At 68.4% G+C, this 15,531-nt stretch carries 16 protein-coding genes and 1 pseudogene; 10 read left to right on the top strand and 7 right to left on the bottom strand.

The genetic code is table 11. The features are described from left to right. Positions 1-119 precede the first annotated feature (119 nt). The gene (locus QFZ53_RS16775; protein ID WP_307298331.1) at positions 120-2,048 is read left to right on the top strand and encodes a DUF7507 domain-containing protein; all 1,929 of its coding nucleotides are present in this window, start codon (positions 120-122) and stop codon (positions 2,046-2,048) included. Between the two features lie 67 nt (positions 2,049-2,115). Here the strand turns inward: QFZ53_RS16775 and QFZ53_RS16770 are convergent, their stop codons facing one another. Continuing rightward, a complete protein-coding gene (locus QFZ53_RS16770) occupies positions 2,116-2,478 on the bottom strand; it encodes a hypothetical protein (RefSeq protein ID WP_307298329.1) in 363 nt (120 codons plus the stop codon). A gap of 82 nt (positions 2,479-2,560) precedes the next feature. Between QFZ53_RS16770 and QFZ53_RS16765 the strand changes: the two genes are divergently transcribed. The 5 genes and pseudogenes from QFZ53_RS16765 to QFZ53_RS16745 all read left to right on the top strand — a co-directional run bounded on the left by QFZ53_RS16765 (position 2,561) and on the right by QFZ53_RS16745 (position 6,173). Further along, on the top strand, positions 2,561-3,511 hold the full coding sequence (locus tag QFZ53_RS16765; protein ID WP_373426335.1) for a DMT family transporter: 951 nt from the start codon (positions 2,561-2,563) through the stop codon (positions 3,509-3,511). Positions 3,512-3,548: 37 nt separating this feature from the next. Continuing rightward, positions 3,549-4,229: pseudogene (locus QFZ53_RS16760) on the top strand (MFS transporter); the annotation flags it as partial. Between the two features lie 88 nt (positions 4,230-4,317). Then, positions 4,318-5,250 carry an MFS transporter gene (locus tag QFZ53_RS16755; RefSeq protein ID WP_307298325.1) on the top strand — a complete coding sequence of 311 codons (933 nt, stop codon included), beginning with the start codon at positions 4,318-4,320 and terminating at the stop codon, positions 5,248-5,250. 1 nt (position 5,251) lies between these two features. Further along, a complete protein-coding gene (locus QFZ53_RS16750) occupies positions 5,252-5,707 on the top strand; it encodes a MarR family winged helix-turn-helix transcriptional regulator (protein ID WP_292906419.1) in 456 nt (151 codons plus the stop codon). Positions 5,708-5,732: 25 nt separating this feature from the next. Next, a complete protein-coding gene (locus tag QFZ53_RS16745; RefSeq protein WP_307298323.1) occupies positions 5,733-6,173 on the top strand; it encodes a MarR family winged helix-turn-helix transcriptional regulator in 441 nt (146 codons plus the stop codon). Between the two features lie 4 nt (positions 6,174-6,177). Here the strand turns inward: QFZ53_RS16745 and QFZ53_RS16740 are convergent, their stop codons facing one another. Both QFZ53_RS16740 and msrB read right to left on the bottom strand, forming a co-directional pair. Then, positions 6,178-6,771 carry a nitroreductase family protein gene (locus QFZ53_RS16740; protein WP_292906415.1) on the bottom strand — a complete coding sequence of 198 codons (594 nt, stop codon included), beginning with the start codon at positions 6,769-6,771 and terminating at the stop codon, positions 6,178-6,180. Beyond that, on the bottom strand, positions 6,768-7,172 hold the full coding sequence (msrB, locus tag QFZ53_RS16735; RefSeq protein WP_292906414.1) for a peptide-methionine (R)-S-oxide reductase MsrB: 405 nt from the start codon (positions 7,170-7,172) through the stop codon (positions 6,768-6,770). The genes QFZ53_RS16740 and msrB overlap by 4 nt, the downstream gene beginning before the upstream one ends. 56 nt (positions 7,173-7,228) lie before the next feature. On the opposite strand from msrB, the gene QFZ53_RS16730 reads away from it, so the two are divergent. The 4 genes from QFZ53_RS16730 to groL all read left to right on the top strand — a co-directional run bounded on the left by QFZ53_RS16730 (position 7,229) and on the right by groL (position 10,820). Then, the gene (locus QFZ53_RS16730; protein ID WP_307298319.1) at positions 7,229-8,221 is read left to right on the top strand and encodes a DUF2332 domain-containing protein; all 993 of its coding nucleotides are present in this window, start codon (positions 7,229-7,231) and stop codon (positions 8,219-8,221) included. 9 nt (positions 8,222-8,230) lie between these two features. Beyond that, positions 8,231-8,488, top strand: coding sequence for a DUF3263 domain-containing protein (locus QFZ53_RS16725; RefSeq protein WP_307298317.1), 258 nt, complete (start codon positions 8,231-8,233; stop codon positions 8,486-8,488). Positions 8,489-8,581: 93 nt separating this feature from the next. Continuing rightward, positions 8,582-9,076 (top strand): LytR C-terminal domain-containing protein, encoded by a 495-nt coding sequence (locus QFZ53_RS16720; protein ID WP_307298315.1) that lies wholly within the window; start codon positions 8,582-8,584, stop codon positions 9,074-9,076. Positions 9,077-9,200: 124 nt separating this feature from the next. After that, positions 9,201-10,820 carry a chaperonin GroEL gene (gene groL / locus QFZ53_RS16715; protein ID WP_292906411.1) on the top strand — a complete coding sequence of 540 codons (1,620 nt, stop codon included), beginning with the start codon at positions 9,201-9,203 and terminating at the stop codon, positions 10,818-10,820. A 142-nt stretch (positions 10,821-10,962) separates the two neighbouring features. Here the strand turns inward: groL and QFZ53_RS16710 are convergent, their stop codons facing one another. The 4 genes from QFZ53_RS16710 to QFZ53_RS16695 form a co-directional block, all read right to left on the bottom strand. Further along, positions 10,963-11,250: a WXG100 family type VII secretion target gene (locus tag QFZ53_RS16710; RefSeq protein ID WP_292906409.1), complete on the bottom strand. Its 288-nt coding sequence runs from the start codon at positions 11,248-11,250 to the stop codon at positions 10,963-10,965. A 141-nt stretch (positions 11,251-11,391) separates the two neighbouring features. Further along, positions 11,392-13,089, bottom strand: coding sequence for a sensor histidine kinase (locus QFZ53_RS16705; protein WP_307298312.1), 1,698 nt, complete (start codon positions 13,087-13,089; stop codon positions 11,392-11,394). Positions 13,090-13,127: 38 nt separating this feature from the next. Then, complete coding sequence (locus QFZ53_RS16700; protein WP_292906405.1) at positions 13,128-13,814, bottom strand: response regulator transcription factor; 687 nt, start codon at positions 13,812-13,814, stop codon at positions 13,128-13,130. A gap of 67 nt (positions 13,815-13,881) precedes the next feature. Beyond that, positions 13,882-15,522 (bottom strand): DNA repair helicase XPB, encoded by a 1,641-nt coding sequence (locus tag QFZ53_RS16695; protein WP_307298309.1) that lies wholly within the window; start codon positions 15,520-15,522, stop codon positions 13,882-13,884. Between the last annotated feature and the right edge of the window lie 9 nt (positions 15,523-15,531).

Raw genomic sequence — 15,531 nt, 5'->3', positions numbered from 1 at the left:
GGTGACTCCAGCAAGGCCGCGCTCGAGCCACATGCGATTGTGAGCGCGACCCCAGCGCCTCGTCACCGCCTTCCCCAGGCAGATGGCGCTGGTGCGCGCGTGCACCAAGAGGGAGAAGAATGTCAGACCTGAATCCGAGAACCACCAATCGAGCCCGGACACCGCTCCTGCTCAGCGGCGCGATGGCGATGCTGATCGTCCCGGCCCTGGTTCCGATGGCCGCCCAGGCGGCGCCTGCAGCGGATGCCGAACTCACCACGATCACGCGCGCGGGGGCATTCACGCAGGTCGTGCCCGACGGCGTGTGCTCCGTCGACGTGCGCGTCGCGGGAGCGCCGGGCGGCAGCGCGGTCTCCGCTGGCGACACGGAGCCGGATCCCGAGGGCGACCCTGGCGATCTTCGTGGCCCGAACGGCTCCGGAGCGCTCTTCAGCGCGAGGCTCGCCGTGCAGGCGGGGCAGACGCTCACCGGCGCGGTGGGCGGCGCCGGTGCCAACGGAGGCGCAGCGGGCCTGCCTGGCGGCGGCGTCGGCGGCGCCGGCACCCACCGCGGTGCAGGCGGTGGCGGATACAGCGAGGTCAGCCTCGGTGGTGAGCTGCTGCTCCTCGCCGGCGGTGGCGGCGGCACCGGTGGCGGTCACACCGCGGACTTCGGCAGCGGTGGCGACGGTGGATTCGCCCTCGGCGGCGGGGTCGCGCTCGACGGCGGATTCGTCTATGCCGGAGGCAACGGCCAGAACGGGCAGGACGAAGGCGTGCTCGAGGATGTCCAGACGGCGCCCGGCGGAGGCCAGGGCGGCTCGACCGTCGGGGGCGCGGCGGGAACGAACCCGCGCAGCCAGACCGACGCCGAACTGCCCGGGTTCGACTGGAACGGATTCGCCGGATCCTCCCTGCTGGGCGGCAACGGCGGTCCAGACAACTTCGCGGACGCCGGCGGAGCCGGCGGCGGCGGGTACTTCGGCGGTGGTGGCGGCGCTGCGACCGACGGCGAGGTCGGCAACGCCACGACCGGCTACTTCGTCGGCGGTGGTGGCGGCGGTGGCGCCAGCTACTCTGCCGACGACGCACTGATCAGCGCCCTCGGTCTGGACAAGAACCGTGATGCCGAGAGCGGTGCTGCGCTCGCCGCATTCGTCGAATTCGACTGGGTGATGTGCGACTACGACCTTGCAGTCTCGAAGAGCGTCGTGGGCGCACCCGTCTTCGAAGACGGCGCGATCGTGCGTTACTCGGTGACCGTCACCAACAACGGCCCCGACGACATGGCCGTGGGCGACACCGTCTCTCTGTCGGACGAGCTCGCCGTGGGCGGAACCCTGGTCTCGGTCGACGGGCTGGGCGCGAGCGAGCCCGCTGTCGGCGAGGAGATCACGGGCGACATCGAGGCCTACGATCTCGTCGACCTCGGCGAGGAGCAGGGCGAGCGCCCTGTGGGTCTTGCCGCGGGGGCGAGCGCGACCTTCGTGTACGACGTCGTCGTGGCCGGGAGCGAACCCGTGACCAACACCGTGACGATCTCCGACCGAGCGACGGACGACACCGATGATGAGGCCAGCGCGACGGTCGATCCCGCCGCCCCGTCTCTCGCATTGGTGAAGACGGCCGACCTCGCCAAGGCGACGCAGGTCGGTCAGAAGGTCACCTACTCTTTCGTCGTGACCAACACGGGAAACATCGATCTCCGTGAGATCGCGATCGATGAGGGATCCTTCAGCGGCAAGGGCGACCTGGCCGACCCGACCTGCCCGGCCGAACCTGTGAGTCCGGGCGCGAGCGTCACCTGCACCACGGTCTACACCGTGCTCGCGGAAGACCTCACCGGCGACGCGATCACCAACACGGCGTCCGCCTCGGCGGTGACCCCTGGTGGGGCAGCAGTCGAGAGTGCTGACGCCGCAGCCCAGGTGCCGACGGTCAAGCCCGTCGTGGCCACCGGCCTGGCGAGCACGGGTGGCGAGCTGAACAGCATCTGGGTGCTGTCCGGCGCGGCTGCTCTGCTCACGGGTGCGGCAGTGCTCATCATCGCCCGCCGTCGGATGAGCTGATCCGAGGCTGACACGACGAAGGCTCTCACCCCTGGGGTGAGAGCCTTCGTCGCGTCAGGAGCGGGAGTCAGCGGATGAGGAAGCCTTCGTCGTACGCGAGGCGGGCGAGTTCGAGCTTCGTCCGAGCCTGGTAGCCAGCCGCAGTGTATTTGTCCCTGATCCGAGCGAGGTACTTGCGGGCCGTGTTGTGACGGACGCCGATACGGGCCGCTGCGTCCGCGACGCCCAGCGCACGCGCGATCGTCCGCGAGCCTGGTTGGGTGACCGCCAGTACCCGCACGCCCGCGGAACGCAGTGCGCCGATCACTGCCAGGGCCTCGGATATCGCTCGTTCCGACAGCACGGTGATCACCATCGCGTGCGGCCATCCGGTCTGGTCGACGGTCTGCATCCAGTCCATGTGCTGCCGGGGCGTGGCACCTGCGAACACGACCTGCGCCCCCTGGGCGACCAGAAGCTCCTCGGTTCGGGGTCCTGGCCGCGGACAGCCGCTCGGCTAGGGTCGAGAGGTGATCGAGAAGCGCCCGCTGCCCGCCCCCGTCGCGCTCGGCGGCGCGGTGGCGATCGGGGTCATGACGGCCGTGCAGGCGCGCGTGAACGGCGTCCTCGGCGTCGAGGTCGGCAACGGGATCGTGGCGGGCTTCATATCCTTCGCGGTGGGACTTCTGATCCTGATCGTGGTCATCCCGTGCATCCCCTCGGCGAGGCAGGGTGCTGCGCGGCTGTGGCGAGGAGTGCGCGGACGGACGATCCCGTTCTGGATGCTCCTGGGCGGAACGTGCGGCGCGCTCACCGTCTCCACGCAGGGGATCACTGCCGGAGTGCTCGGGGTGTCGCTGTTCACGGTGGGAGTCGTGGCGGGTCAGGCTCTGCACGGCCTGGTGCTCGATCGGCTGGGCGTCGGCCCTGCGGGTGTCGTCGCCGTGACGGTCGGACGCGTGCTCGGGGGAGTCTTCGCCCTCGCGGCGGTCGCGATCTCGCTCTCCGGTGACGTGCTCGCCTCTGCGCCGCTGTGGATGCTGCTGCTGCCGTTCGCTGCCGGGGTTGGCATCGCCTGGCAGGCGGCGGCCAACGGGCGGCTCGCCCAGAGGGTGCAGTCGCCGATGGCGGCCACGCTGATGAGCTTCGTCGGCGGAGTGATCGCCCTCGCGGTCGCCGCAGGGGTGAGCGTCGTGCTCCGAGGGCCGGCGCAGCCGCCGCCTCCCGAGCCTTGGCTGTATCTGGGAGGTCTCCTCGGCTTCGCATACATCCTCCTCGGCGCCTTCATCGTGGCGCACACCGGGGTGCTGCTGATGGGGCTGGGATCGGTGCTCGGGCAGCTCACGGCATCCGTCATCATCGATCTGCTCTGGCCTGCCGAAGCGGGCCCGCAGCTGTGGCAGCTGATCACGATGATCGTCGTCGCCGTGCTCTCGGTCGTCGTGGCGGTTCCGCGACGGCGTGGGCACCGCAAGAATGGTTGACCTGCATCGATAGTTGCCTTATTGCAACTAATGGCGTATGGTTGATGGAGATCAACTATTTACGCAGGAGTCTTCCACTGTGACCACCACTTCTTCCACGCCCCTCGAGACCGCGCGCTCGGCGCGCGAGGTCTTCACGGCGATCTCCGGCCTCATCGTCGGAATGTTCGTCGCGGTGCTCTCTGGCACCGTCGTGTCGACCTCGATGCCCGTCATCATCGCCGACCTCGGCGGCACCCAGTCCCAGTACACCTGGGTCATCACCGCGAGCCTGCTGGCGACCGCCGTCTCCACCCCGATCTGGGGCAAGCTCGCCGACCTCGTCGACCGCAAGATCCTCGTGCAGCTCTCGCTCGTCATCTTCACCGTCGGCACGGTGATAGCCGGCTTCTCGACCGACACCAACATGCTGATCGCCGTCCGTGTGATCCAGGGCATCGGCGTCGGTGGACTCATGTCGCTCGTCATGATCGCGGTCGCCCTCATCATCTCGCCCCGCGAGCGCGGCAAGTACATGGGCGTCGTCGGCGGCATCATGGCCCTCGGCACGATCGGCGGCCCGCTGCTCGGCGGACTCCTCACCGACGTCTGGGGCTGGCGCTCCAACTTCTTCGTCGGCGTGCCCTTCGCGATCCTCGCCCTCGTGCTGCTGCAGTTCACCCTGCACCTGCCCAAGCCACAGCGCGACACCAAGGTGTCGATCGACTACTTCGGCATCGTGCTGCTCGCCGTCGGCGTCTCGACCCTGCTCATCTGGGTGTCGATGGGCGGCGAGCCAGTTCGACTGGGACTCCTCGACGAGCATCATGCTCGCCGTCACCGCGGGCGTCGCGATCGCCGCCTTCATCACCGTCGAGTTCTTCGTCAAGGAACCGATCGTGCCGATGTCGCTGTTCCGCAACCGCACCTTCACCCTGTCGGTCATCGCCTCGATCGCCATCGGCGTCTCGATGTTCGCGACCTCGGTGTTCCTCGCGCAGTACTTCCAGCTGGCCCGTGGCGCCACGCCCACCGAGTCCGGCCTCATGACCATCCCGATGATCATCGGGCAGATGGGTGCGTCGATCATCATCGGCCAGCTCGTCAGCCGCTTCGGCAAGTGGAAGGGATGGATGCTCACAGGCTCCGTGCTGACCACCGTCGGCGTCTCCCTGATGGCGACGCTGCGCTACGACACCCCGTTCCCGCTCGTCGCCACGTTCATGTTCATCCTCGGAGCCGGCCTCGGCATGGTGATGCAGAACCTCACGCTCATCGTGCAGAACGACACCGCTCCGCAGCAGCTGGGTGCCGCCTCGTCGAACGTCAACTTCTTCCGCACGATCGCCGGCACCATCGGCGTGACCGTCATGGGGGCGACCCTCTCGACGAGCGTGGCGAACTACATCACCGACGCGCTCGCCGGCTTCACGCCGACGACACCCGAAGAGATCGGCGCTCTGAAGCATCTCGCCTCGGGCGACGTGCCGAAGGTCGGCGAGCTGCCGCACACGATCCGCGCGATCGTCGAGGGGGCGTACGGCCACGGCATCGCCGACGCGTTCATCATCGCGATCCCGCTCGCGCTGATCGCGATCATCGCGATCGCGTTCATCAAGAACAAGCCGTTGTCGACCAAGAACGCCGCCGAGCAGCTGCTGGAGCAGGCGGAGGAGTCGGCGATCGAGGTCGCGGAGGCCGAGATGGGAGCCTCGACCGGCACCATCGGCGTCATCGGCGCCGGGTCCTCGCGGCGCTGACATGTCCACTTCGGAACTCGCGATGCCGTCGGACGTCGATGCGGCCCTGGCGGATTTCCAGGGCCAGCTGAACCTGATCTTCGCGAAGGCCCGGCTGCTGTGGAAGGACTCCGCCGCCCGAGTCGACCCCGAGCTGCAGGTGGCCGGCTACAAGCTGCTGACCTTCCTCGACGGTGCAGGGGCGTCGAGCGCGCACGAGCTGGCCGAGCGTTTCGAGATGGACAAGTCGGTCATCAGTCGTCAGGTGCGGATGCTGGAGTGCCACGGCCTTCTGGAGTCGCGCCCGGATGATCGCGACGGCCGCCTGCGGGTGCTCACGGTGACGCCGAAGGCGCGAGCCGTGCTCGCGCAGGTGCGGGGCGAATACGCCCTGCGCCTGCGCGCCGTGATCGGCGAGCTGACCGCCGACGAGATCAGGACGGCGTCCAAGGTGTTCCGCCTTCTGGCCGAGGCCTGAGGCGACGCGCTCTACACTGGCGAGCATGACCGAAGAACCGTCCGATCTCGATCTCGCCGTCGCCAGGGTCGAGCACGAGCTCGCCGGACTCTTCGCGCGTATCCGTGTGAGCTGGCGTGAAGCCGCAGTCACCGTGCATCCCGACCTGCAGCCGCTCGGCTACCAGGTTCTGACGTCGATCGCGACCGGCAAGGCCACCTCTGCGGGGGCGATCATCGAGCGCCTGCAGACCGACAAGTCGGCGGTGAGCCGCCAGGTGCGCCAGCTCGAGGAGCTGGGGCTGGTCGAGAGCGTCCGTGACCCCGATGACCGCCGTGCGCGGGTTCTCGTGGCGACCGACCTCGCTCAGGAGCGGGTCGCCGCCGCGCGGGCGCGCTACGAGGAGCGACTCGGCGAGCGTCTGCGCGTGTGGTCAGCCGACGACCTCGATCATTTCGCCGATCTCCTCGCCGCGTTGGGCGGCTGAGCGGCTACTTCTTCTTCTTGGACTTCTTGGAAGGCTTGTCGGCCTTCGCTGACGCCTTCTCGGGATTCGGCAGTCGCGTCAGAAGACGACGGGCGTCGACAGCTTTGCGGCGGCCCGGACGCTTGCCGGCGGGCTTGCCGCCGACGTACAGCCAGCCGAGCAGCTCCTCATCCTTGCCGAGGCCGTGCGCCTTGGCGACGGCTTTCGAGCGCGTGTAGTGCCCTGTGCGCCACAGCACGCCCCAGCCGGCCTCGTCGAGCAGCAGGCTCAGCGTGTGCGCGACACCGGAGGCCACGGCCTCCTGCTCCCACCGCGGAACCTTCTCGCTCTTGCGGTAGCTCGCGACCACGGCGATGAGGAGCGGGGCGCGCAGCGGCTTCGATGACGGAGACGAGTCGCCCTCGGCCTTCGCGATCGCAGCGCCCAGCACTTCGCGATCCGCACCGCGGAGCTCGATCAGGCGCCAGGGCCGCAGCGAGGAGTGGTCGGCGACCCGGCCGGCGGCCGCAACGAGCTGCAGGAGCTCCTCTCGGCCCGGTGCGAGCTCGGTGACCTTCGACCAGGACTGGCGAGAGCGGACCGCCTCGAGCGCGCTCACTCGGCGTCCGGCGTGAAGTTCAGGGCGATCGAGTTCATGCAGTAGCGGTCGCCGGTGGGCGTGCCGAAGCCGTCGGGGAAGACGTGGCCCAGGTGTGAACCGCAGTTCCTGCAGCGCACTTCCGTGCGCGACATGCCCAAGCTCGTGTCCTCGATGAGCTCGACCGCCTCGGGGCGGATCGACTCGTAGAAGCTCGGCCAGCCGCACCCCGAGTCGAACTTCGTACCGCTCTTGAAGAGCTCGGCACCGCACGCGCCGCAGGTGTAGAGCCCGGCGCGCTTCTCGTCGAGCAGCTCGCCGGTCCATGCACGCTCGGTCGCGGCCTGGCGCAGCACTGCGTACTGATCGGCGCCGAGTTCTTCGCGCCACTGTTCTTCGGTCTTGTCCACGCTGTACGACATGGACCCATTCTCTCGCGTCTGCCTGTGACCGGGCGCAGTGCGACGAGAATGGAGGGATGACGGATGCCGTGCAGCGACGATACGCGCGTTTCGCCGAGGAGGAGGCGCCAGGGCGCAGCGAACTGTACGCCGAGTGGGCGCGCGGCGTCGCCGCGGATGATGCGGTCAGTCGGGTTATCGAACGGATACCCGAGAACAGGCGACAGCCGCCGCTGGTGTTCGCCGTGACCCGGATGCTCGGGGCAGGCCTGGACGGCTTCGGCGCGTGGCGCGACTTCGTGCTCGCACACGCGGACGACATCGTCGCCGAGTGCACGGCGAGGCGGCTGCAGACCAACGAGCCGCTGCGGCTCTCCCCGCTGCTCCCGGTCCTCAGCGAGATCGACGGGCCGATCGCGCTGCTGGAGATCGGGGCGTCGGCAGGGCTGTGCCTGTACCCCGACCGCTACTCGTACCGGTTCATCGATGCGGCCGGCGCTGTGCGGCGGACGCTCGATCCGGAATCGGGCCCGTCGCCGGTGGTGCTGGAGAGCGTCGTCACGGGAGCCCTGCCGCCCATGCGCCTGCCGCGAGTCGTGTGGCGCGCCGGCATCGACCTCACGCCTCTCGATGCGGTTGACGACCGCGACCGGCGCTGGCTGCAGGGACTCGTGTGGCCGGGGGAGGAGGGGCGCGAGCAGCGCCTCACCGCGGCACTCGACATCGCGGCATCCGATCCGCCCCTGCTGATCGCGGGCGACGCGCTCGCCGAAGTCGACGCGCTCGCGCGCTCGGCGCCCGCCGACGCGACTCTCGTGATCACGACGCCGGGTGTGCTCGTGCACATCCCGCGCGAGCCGAGGACGGCGCTCGTCGAGCGCATCCGCGGGCTGCCCGCCCGATGGATCACGATCGATCCACCAGGGCTCCTGGATGTATGGGAACCCGCGGTCGACGCCGCGACCTGGCCGGGATTCGTCGTCGCCCTCGACGGTGCGGTGCGCGCGGCATCCGACCCGCTCGGGCGCCGATGGGAGTGGCGCGCAGGCATGCACGCCACGGCGATCTAGTCTGTTCCCATGCTGGGTGAGATGACGGAGCGCGACCGCGCCATCCTCGCGCTCGAGACCCTGTGGCCTCGGCACAGCGGCGCGAAGGAGGAGGCGATCCGCGCCCAGCTCGGAATGAGCGCGGCACGCTACTACCAGCTGCTGGGCCGCCTCATCGACTCGGAAGAGGCGCTGAGATACGACCCGATGCTGGTCGCCCGACTCCGTCGCATCCGCGACGCCCGGGCGTTCCAGCGCTCCACACGGTCTCCAGGATTCGTCGGCTAGCATCGAGGGGTGTCCAAGCCCACTCGAGACCGATTCGATGACGTCCCCCGTTCGACTGGACGAGTAGGGGCGCACCGTGCCGAGGCTCCGGGCATGAACGGCTGGGTCGTTCTGCTGTGGTCGTTCGTGGCCGCTCTCGTGCTCATCATCGGCGGCATCTTCGGCTCTCTCGTGGTCATGGGGCGCATCAGCCTGTTCCCCGAGGCGGTGCCGAGCTCCACTCCCACGCCGATCGAGACCGGCGTGGTCGACACGAGCTATTCGGTCGTGATCCTGAACGCGACGACCGACGAGGGGCTCGACACGCAGATGCGCGACACCTTGATCAACAGCGGCTGGCCGGCGGGCATCGTGTTCGCCAGCGACAGCACGAGCCAGGATTTCTCCACGACGACGGTGTACTACGTCGACGCAGCTGACGAGCTGGCGGCGATCGGACTCGCCAACCTCCTCGGCGGGGCAGAGGTCGAGCAGAGCGACTTCTACGCCGATCAGAACACCACCGACCAGAAGCAGATGACCGTCGTCATCGGCCTCGACCGCGTAAGTTCTGCTCCGGCCGCCCCTGAGGACACGCCGGCGCCCTGAGGCGGTGCCCGTCTCCCTCTCCGGCGGCTTGCACTCGAAGGTGTCGAGTGCCAGAATGGCGTTAGCACTCTCTCACTCTGAGTGCTAAACCCAACGTCTACGTCCAGGAGGGACGACAAAACTCATGGCAAAGATCATCGCTTTCGATGAGGAGGCCCGCCGCGGCCTCGAGCGCGGCCTCAACATCCTCGCCGACGCCGTCAAGGTGACGCTCGGCCCGCGCGGTCGCAACGTCGTGCTCGAGAAGAAGTGGGGCGCTCCCACGATCACGAACGACGGTGTGTCCATCGCCAAGGAGATCGAGCTGGACGACCCGTACGAGAAGATCGGCGCGGAGCTCGTCAAGGAGGTCGCCAAGAAGACCGACGACGTCGCAGGTGACGGAACCACCACCGCCACCGTCCTCGCTCAGGCACTCGTCCGCGAGGGCCTGCGCAACGTCGCGGCCGGCGCCGACCCCATCTCGCTCAAGCGCGGCATCGAGAAGGCCGTCGCCGCGATCACCGAGGAGCTGCTGTCCAGCGCCAAGGAGATCGACTCGAAGGAGCAGATCGCCGCGACCGCATCGATCTCGGCTGCTGACCCCGCCATCGGCGAGCTCATCGCCGAGGCGATCGACAAGGTCGGCAAGGAAGGCGTGGTCACCGTCGAGGAGTCCCAGACCTTCGGCACCGAGCTCGAGCTCACCGAGGGCATGCGCTTCGACAAGGGCTACCTGAACCCGTACTTCGTGACGGACCCCGAGCGTCAGGAGGCGGTCTTCGAGGACGCCTACATCCTGATCGCGAACCAGAAGATCTCGAACATCAAGGACCTTCTGCCCATCGTCGACAAGGTGATCCAGGACGGCAAGGAGCTCGTCATCATCGCCGAGGACGTCGAGGGCGAGGCTCTCGCGACCCTCGTGCTGAACAAGCTCAAGGGCATCTTCAAGTCGGTCGCCGTCAAGGCTCCCGGCTTCGGCGACCGCCGCAAGGCGCAGCTGCAGGACATCGCGATCCTCACCGGTGGTCAAGTCATCACCGAAGAGGTCGGCCTCAAGCTCGAGAACGCCACGCTCGACCTGCTGGGTCGTGCACGCAAGGTCATCGTCACCAAGGACGAGACCACGATCGTCGAGGGCGCCGGTGAGGCAGACCAGATCGAGGGTCGTGTCACGCAGATCCGTCGTGAGATCGAGAACACCGACAGCGACTACGACCGCGAGAAGCTGCAGGAGCGTCTCGCCAAGCTCGCCGGCGGCGTCGCCGTCATCAAGGCGGGTGCGGCGACCGAGGTCGAGCTCAAGGAGCGCAAGCACCGCATCGAGGACGCCGTCCGCAACGCGAAGGCAGCCGTCGAGGAGGGCATCGTCCCCGGTGGTGGCGTCGCGCTGATCCAGTCGGGCACCAAGGCCCTCGACGCTCTCTCGCTCACGGGCGACGAGGCGACCGGCGCGAACATCGTCCGCGTCGCGATCGAGGCTCCGCTGAAGCAGATCGCTCTCAACGCCGGTCTCGAGCCGGGTGTCGTCGCGAACAAGGTCGCCGGGCTGGAGTCGGGGCACGGTCTGAACGCCGCGACCGGCGAGTACGTCGACATGTTCGCCGCGGGCATCATCGACCCGGCCAAGGTGACGCGTTCGGCTCTGCAGAACGCCGCTTCGATCGCCGGCCTCTTCCTCACCACCGAGGTCGTCGTCGCCGACAAGCCCGAGAAGGCTTCGGCTCCGATGGGTGACCCGTCGGGCGGCATGGACTTCTGATCCTTCGATCCCCACGCCCCACTCCAGACAGCGCCAGCGCGCTGCCCGGAGCCTCCGGGCGCGGGGCCCCGGCTCAGGAACCCAGAGTTCAGTAGACAGAAACGCCCCGGCTCCGGCCGGGGCGTTTCTGCTTTTCGGGGGGTCAGCGGAACAGGCTCGCAGAGTACTGATCGGCGTCGGCGTACTGCGTCGCCGCTCCGCCGAGGGCGGTGCCGATCGACTCGAGGACCTGCTCGACGTGGAGCTGGGCACCGCGCCACTGCTGCGCGCAGTTCTGGAACGCGACCGACGCGGCACCCGACCACGACGACTCGAGCTGCGTGAGCTGAGCCATCAGAGTCGCGGACTCGCTCTGCAGCCGCTCCATGGTGGCGCGGGTCGAGCCCTGCGCGGTGGCGACGGCTTCTGTGTCGACGGTGAAGACGGACATGGGAACTCCTTTGATCTGCGAGGTTTTCGATCTGTGGGTTCCGACGCTAGAGAAGGGCGGAGGCCGGCATCGGCTCTCTCCGCTCCGATCGCCACGAGGTGTGCACAATCGGCGAAGTGCCGCCGATGTGCAGGGGAGGTCTCAGAGCTCGAGCGGCTCGAGGGGCTGGGTGTCTTCGAGAAGGTGCTCGGGAGTCGCGCGCGAGGGGGCGAGCGGGAACGTCACCGTGAACGTCGCACCTCCGCCGGGGCTCTCGGTCACCGCGACGCTGCCGTGCAGGGCCTTCACGATCGAGGCGACGATTGCGAGTCCGAGGCCCGATCCGCCGGTCTCGCGTGCTCGCGAGGTGTCCGCTCGCCAGAAGCGCTCGAAGATCTGATCGCGGATCTGCGGTGGTATTCCCTCGCCGTGGTCGACGATCGCGATGCTCCCGGTGCCGCGGACGCGGTCGGCGTCGACGACGATCTCGATCGGGCTCTCGTCTGGTGAGAATCGGCGTGCGTTGCCGAGCAGGTTCGCGACGACCTGTCGCACCTTGTTCTCCTCGCCCAGCACGATCGGCGGTGTGCGCACCGGCACGTCCTCGACCTCGCTGAAGTCGATCGCCGGCATCTCGGGCGCGCTGTTGCGCGCACGGCGGCGCAGCCGCGCGAGTGATGCCCGGGAGAGGCCGCGCGCAGTGGACGAGGGGGCGGGCGACGGCAGCACGGGGCGTGTGATGGGAGCGGTGAGAGGCGCTTCGAGCGTCTTGTCGACGACGGTCACGGTGCGCCCCGGAGCAGCCGCCTGCACATCGAGGGCAGCGTCGCGGGCGACAGGGCGCAGGTCGATCGACGTGATCTCGGGTTCGCGCTCCTCGTCGAGTCGGGCGAGGGCGAGTAGGTCCTCGACGAGCACGCCCATCCGGATCGCCTCCTTCTCGATGCGCTCCATGGCGCGTGCCGTGTCTTCTTCGCCCTTGATCGCCCCCATGCGATACAGCTCGGCGTAGCCCCGGACGCTGACGAGAGGCGTGCGCAGCTCGTGGCTGGCGTCGCCGATGAAACGGCGCATGTGGCGCACGGTGCGGTCGCGCTGGGCGAGCGAATGGTCGGCGCGGTCGAGCATCGCGTTGATCGCCGCATTGAGCCGGCCGACCTCCGTCGTGGGCTCGAGGTCGGTCAGCCGCTGGCTGAAGTTGCCCGCCGCGATCGACATGGCGGTGGACTCGACCTGGCCGAGCCGACGGAAGGTCAGGGTGACGAGCCCGCGGATGAGGAGGGCCGCGATCACGATCGTGACGAGCGCCACCGTGACGTAGATGCCGAAGTACTGACTGATGATGCGGTCCGCTGCGGAGAGCGGCATGGCGACCAGCTGGATGCGCACCGCTCCGCCGCCGGAGCCCTGCGCGTTCGCGACGGCCGCGTGGAAGCTCGTGCCCTTCGTCCCCTCGAGCGGGATGATCACGTCTTGATTCGCCACGGCCTCCTGAAGCGAATAGCTGGCGGGGAAGAGCGGGGTGTCGCCGCCGTTCGCGCTCCCGGCGGTGGCCTGGAGGACCCCGGTGACAGGGTCGTATATCGCGAACGAGAAGTCCCGAGGCGTGTCGGTCTGCGTGTAGACGGTCTCGTCGCCCGAGGCGGTCACGTCGAAGTAGCGCGAGACGAGGTCCGTCGAAGCCAGCGATGTCAACTGCGCGTTGATGTTGTCGATCAGCGAGTTGCGCAGGAAAGGCGCGGTCCCGAGGCCCGCCACCAGCAGGCCCAGGGCGAGCACACCCACGGTGACGCCCGTGACCTTGGCGCGCAGGCTGATGCCCTGCCACCAGCGGGTGACCGCGTCAGGCTTGTGCGCCATGCGGTCCTCCCATGGTCGACGTCTGTGCGGGGCGGTGGCTACTTGCCGACCTTGAGCATGTATCCGAAGCCGCGCTTGGTCTGGATGACCGATTCCTCGGTGTGCGGGTCGATCTTGCGACGGAGGTACGAGATGTAGCTCTCCACGATGCCGGCGTCGCCGTTGAAGTCGTACTCCCAGACGTGGTCGAGGATCTGCGCCTTCGACAGCACCCGGTTCGGGTTCAGCATGAGGTAGCGCAGCAGCTTGAACTCGGTCGGGCTGAGCTCGATCGACTCCTTGCCGACCTGGACGTCGTGCGTGTCCTGGTCCATCGACAGCTCGCCTGCCCGGATGATCGACTCCTCGTCGGCCTGCATCGTGCGGCGCAGGATCGCCTGAGCGCGGGCGACGATCTCGTCGAGGCTGAACGGCTTGGTGACATAGTCGTCACCGCCGGCGTTGAGCCCCTCGATCTTGTCCTCCGTGCCGTCCTTGGCCGTCAGGAAGAGGATCGGGGCCGTGAAGCCGGCGCCGCGCAGGCGCTTGGTGACGCTGAAGCCGTTCATGTCCGGCAGCATCACGTCGAGGATGATGAGGTCGGGCTCCTCTTCGAGGACGGCGGAGATGGTGGCGGCGCCGTTGGCCACCGTCTTCACCTGGAATCCGGCGAAGCTGAGACCCGTGGAGAGCAGGTCGCGGATGTTCGGTTCGTCATCGACGACCAGGATGCGGGCAGCTGTCATGTCCCCATTATGGTGACTTCGCACATGCAGATGCTGATTATCTGCCGGAGCGGCGAGGTCGGGGGTGTCAGGCGGCGATCGCGTCGGCGTCCATGATCGTGTAGCTGTACCCCTGTTCGGCGAGGAATCGCTGTCGATTCTGTGCGTAGTCCTGGTCGATCGTGTCGCGCGCCACGAGCGTGTAGAAGCTGGCGGTGTGACCCGACTGCTTGGGCCGCAGCAGCCGCCCGAGCCGCTGGGCTTCCTCCTGCCGCGAGCCGAACGAACCCGACACCTGGATCGCGACCGAGGCCTCAGGGAGGTCGATCGAGAAGTTCGCGACTTTCGAGACGACGAGAAGCTGGATCTCGCCGACGCGGAACTGCCGGTAGAGCTCCTCGCGCTCGTCGACCGGCGTCGCACCCGTGATCTGCGGCGCGTCCAGCGCCTCCGAGAGGGTGTCGAGCTGGTCGAGGTACTGGCCGATCACGAGGATCCGCTCGTCCGGATGCTTCGCGATGAGCTCCTTGACCGCGTCGATCTTCGCGGGGGCGGATGCCGCCAGGCGGTACCGCTCGTCGTCGGTCGCCGCCGCGTACTCGAGCCGGTCGCTCGGCGGCAGGTCGACGCGCACCTCGTAGCAGGCGGCGGGGGAGATGAAGCCCTGCGCCTCGATCTGCTTCCATGGGGCGTCGAAGCGCTTGGGCCCGATGAGGCTGAAGACGTCGCCCTCGCGCCCGTCCTCGCGCACCAGCGTGGCTGTCAGGCCGATGCGTCGACGGGCCTGCAGATCGGCCGTGAGCTTGAACACGGGGGCGGGGAGCAGATGCACCTCGTCGTAGACGATGAGTCCCCAGTCGAGGGCGTCGAGCAGTGCGAGGTGCGCGTACTCGCCCTTCCGCTTCGCGGTGAGGATCTGATAGGTGGCGATCGTGACCGGCCGGACCTCCTTGGCCTGGCCCGAGTACTCGCCGATCTCCTCCGGAGTGAGCGAGGTGCGCTTGAGCAGCTCGTCTCGCCACTGCCTCGCCGACACGGTGTTGGTCACGAGGATCAGGGTGGTGGTCTTTGTCGCCGCCATCGCACCTGCTCCGACGATCGTCTTTCCCGCGCCGCAGGGAAGCACCACGACGCCGGAGCCGTCCTTCGAGAACGCGTCGACGGCATCCTGTTGGTACGGCCGGATCTGCCAGCCGTCCTCGTCGAGATCGATCTCGTGCGGGGTGCCCGGGGTGTACCCGGCGAGGTCTTCGGCGGGCCAGCCGATCTTCAGCAGCTCCTGCTTGATCTGGCCGCGCGCCCAGGCATCGACCGCGTAGACGTCCGGGGCCGGATGCCCGATCAGCAGCGGCTGGATGCGCTTGTTGTTCGCGACCTGCGTGAGCACGGCCGGGTCGCTGGAGCGCAGGATCAGGGTGCCCTCGTCGTCGCGCTCGATCACGAGGCGCCCGTAGCGGTTCACCGTCTCGCGCAGGTCGACGGACACCGAGGGCGGCACCGGGAACCTCGACCAGCGCTCGAGGGTATCCAGCATGTCCTCAGCGGTGTGTCCCGCGGCTCGGGCGTTCCACAGGCCGAGGCGGGTGATCCGATAGGTGTGGATGTGCTCGGGGGCGCGTTCGAGTTCGGCGAAGATCGCGAGCTCGTGGCGGGCGCTCTCGGCATCCGCGTGGGCGACCTCGAGCAGGACTGTGCGATCGCTCTGGACGATCAGAGGGCCATCAGACATAGCTGTCCA

Source organism: Microbacterium natoriense, from assembly GCF_030816295.1.
GTDB classification, from domain to species: Bacteria; Actinomycetota; Actinomycetes; order Actinomycetales; family Microbacteriaceae; genus Microbacterium; species Microbacterium natoriense_A.
Note: the sequence above shows the minus strand (reverse complement) of the source record. Positions and strands in the feature narration are given on the sequence as shown.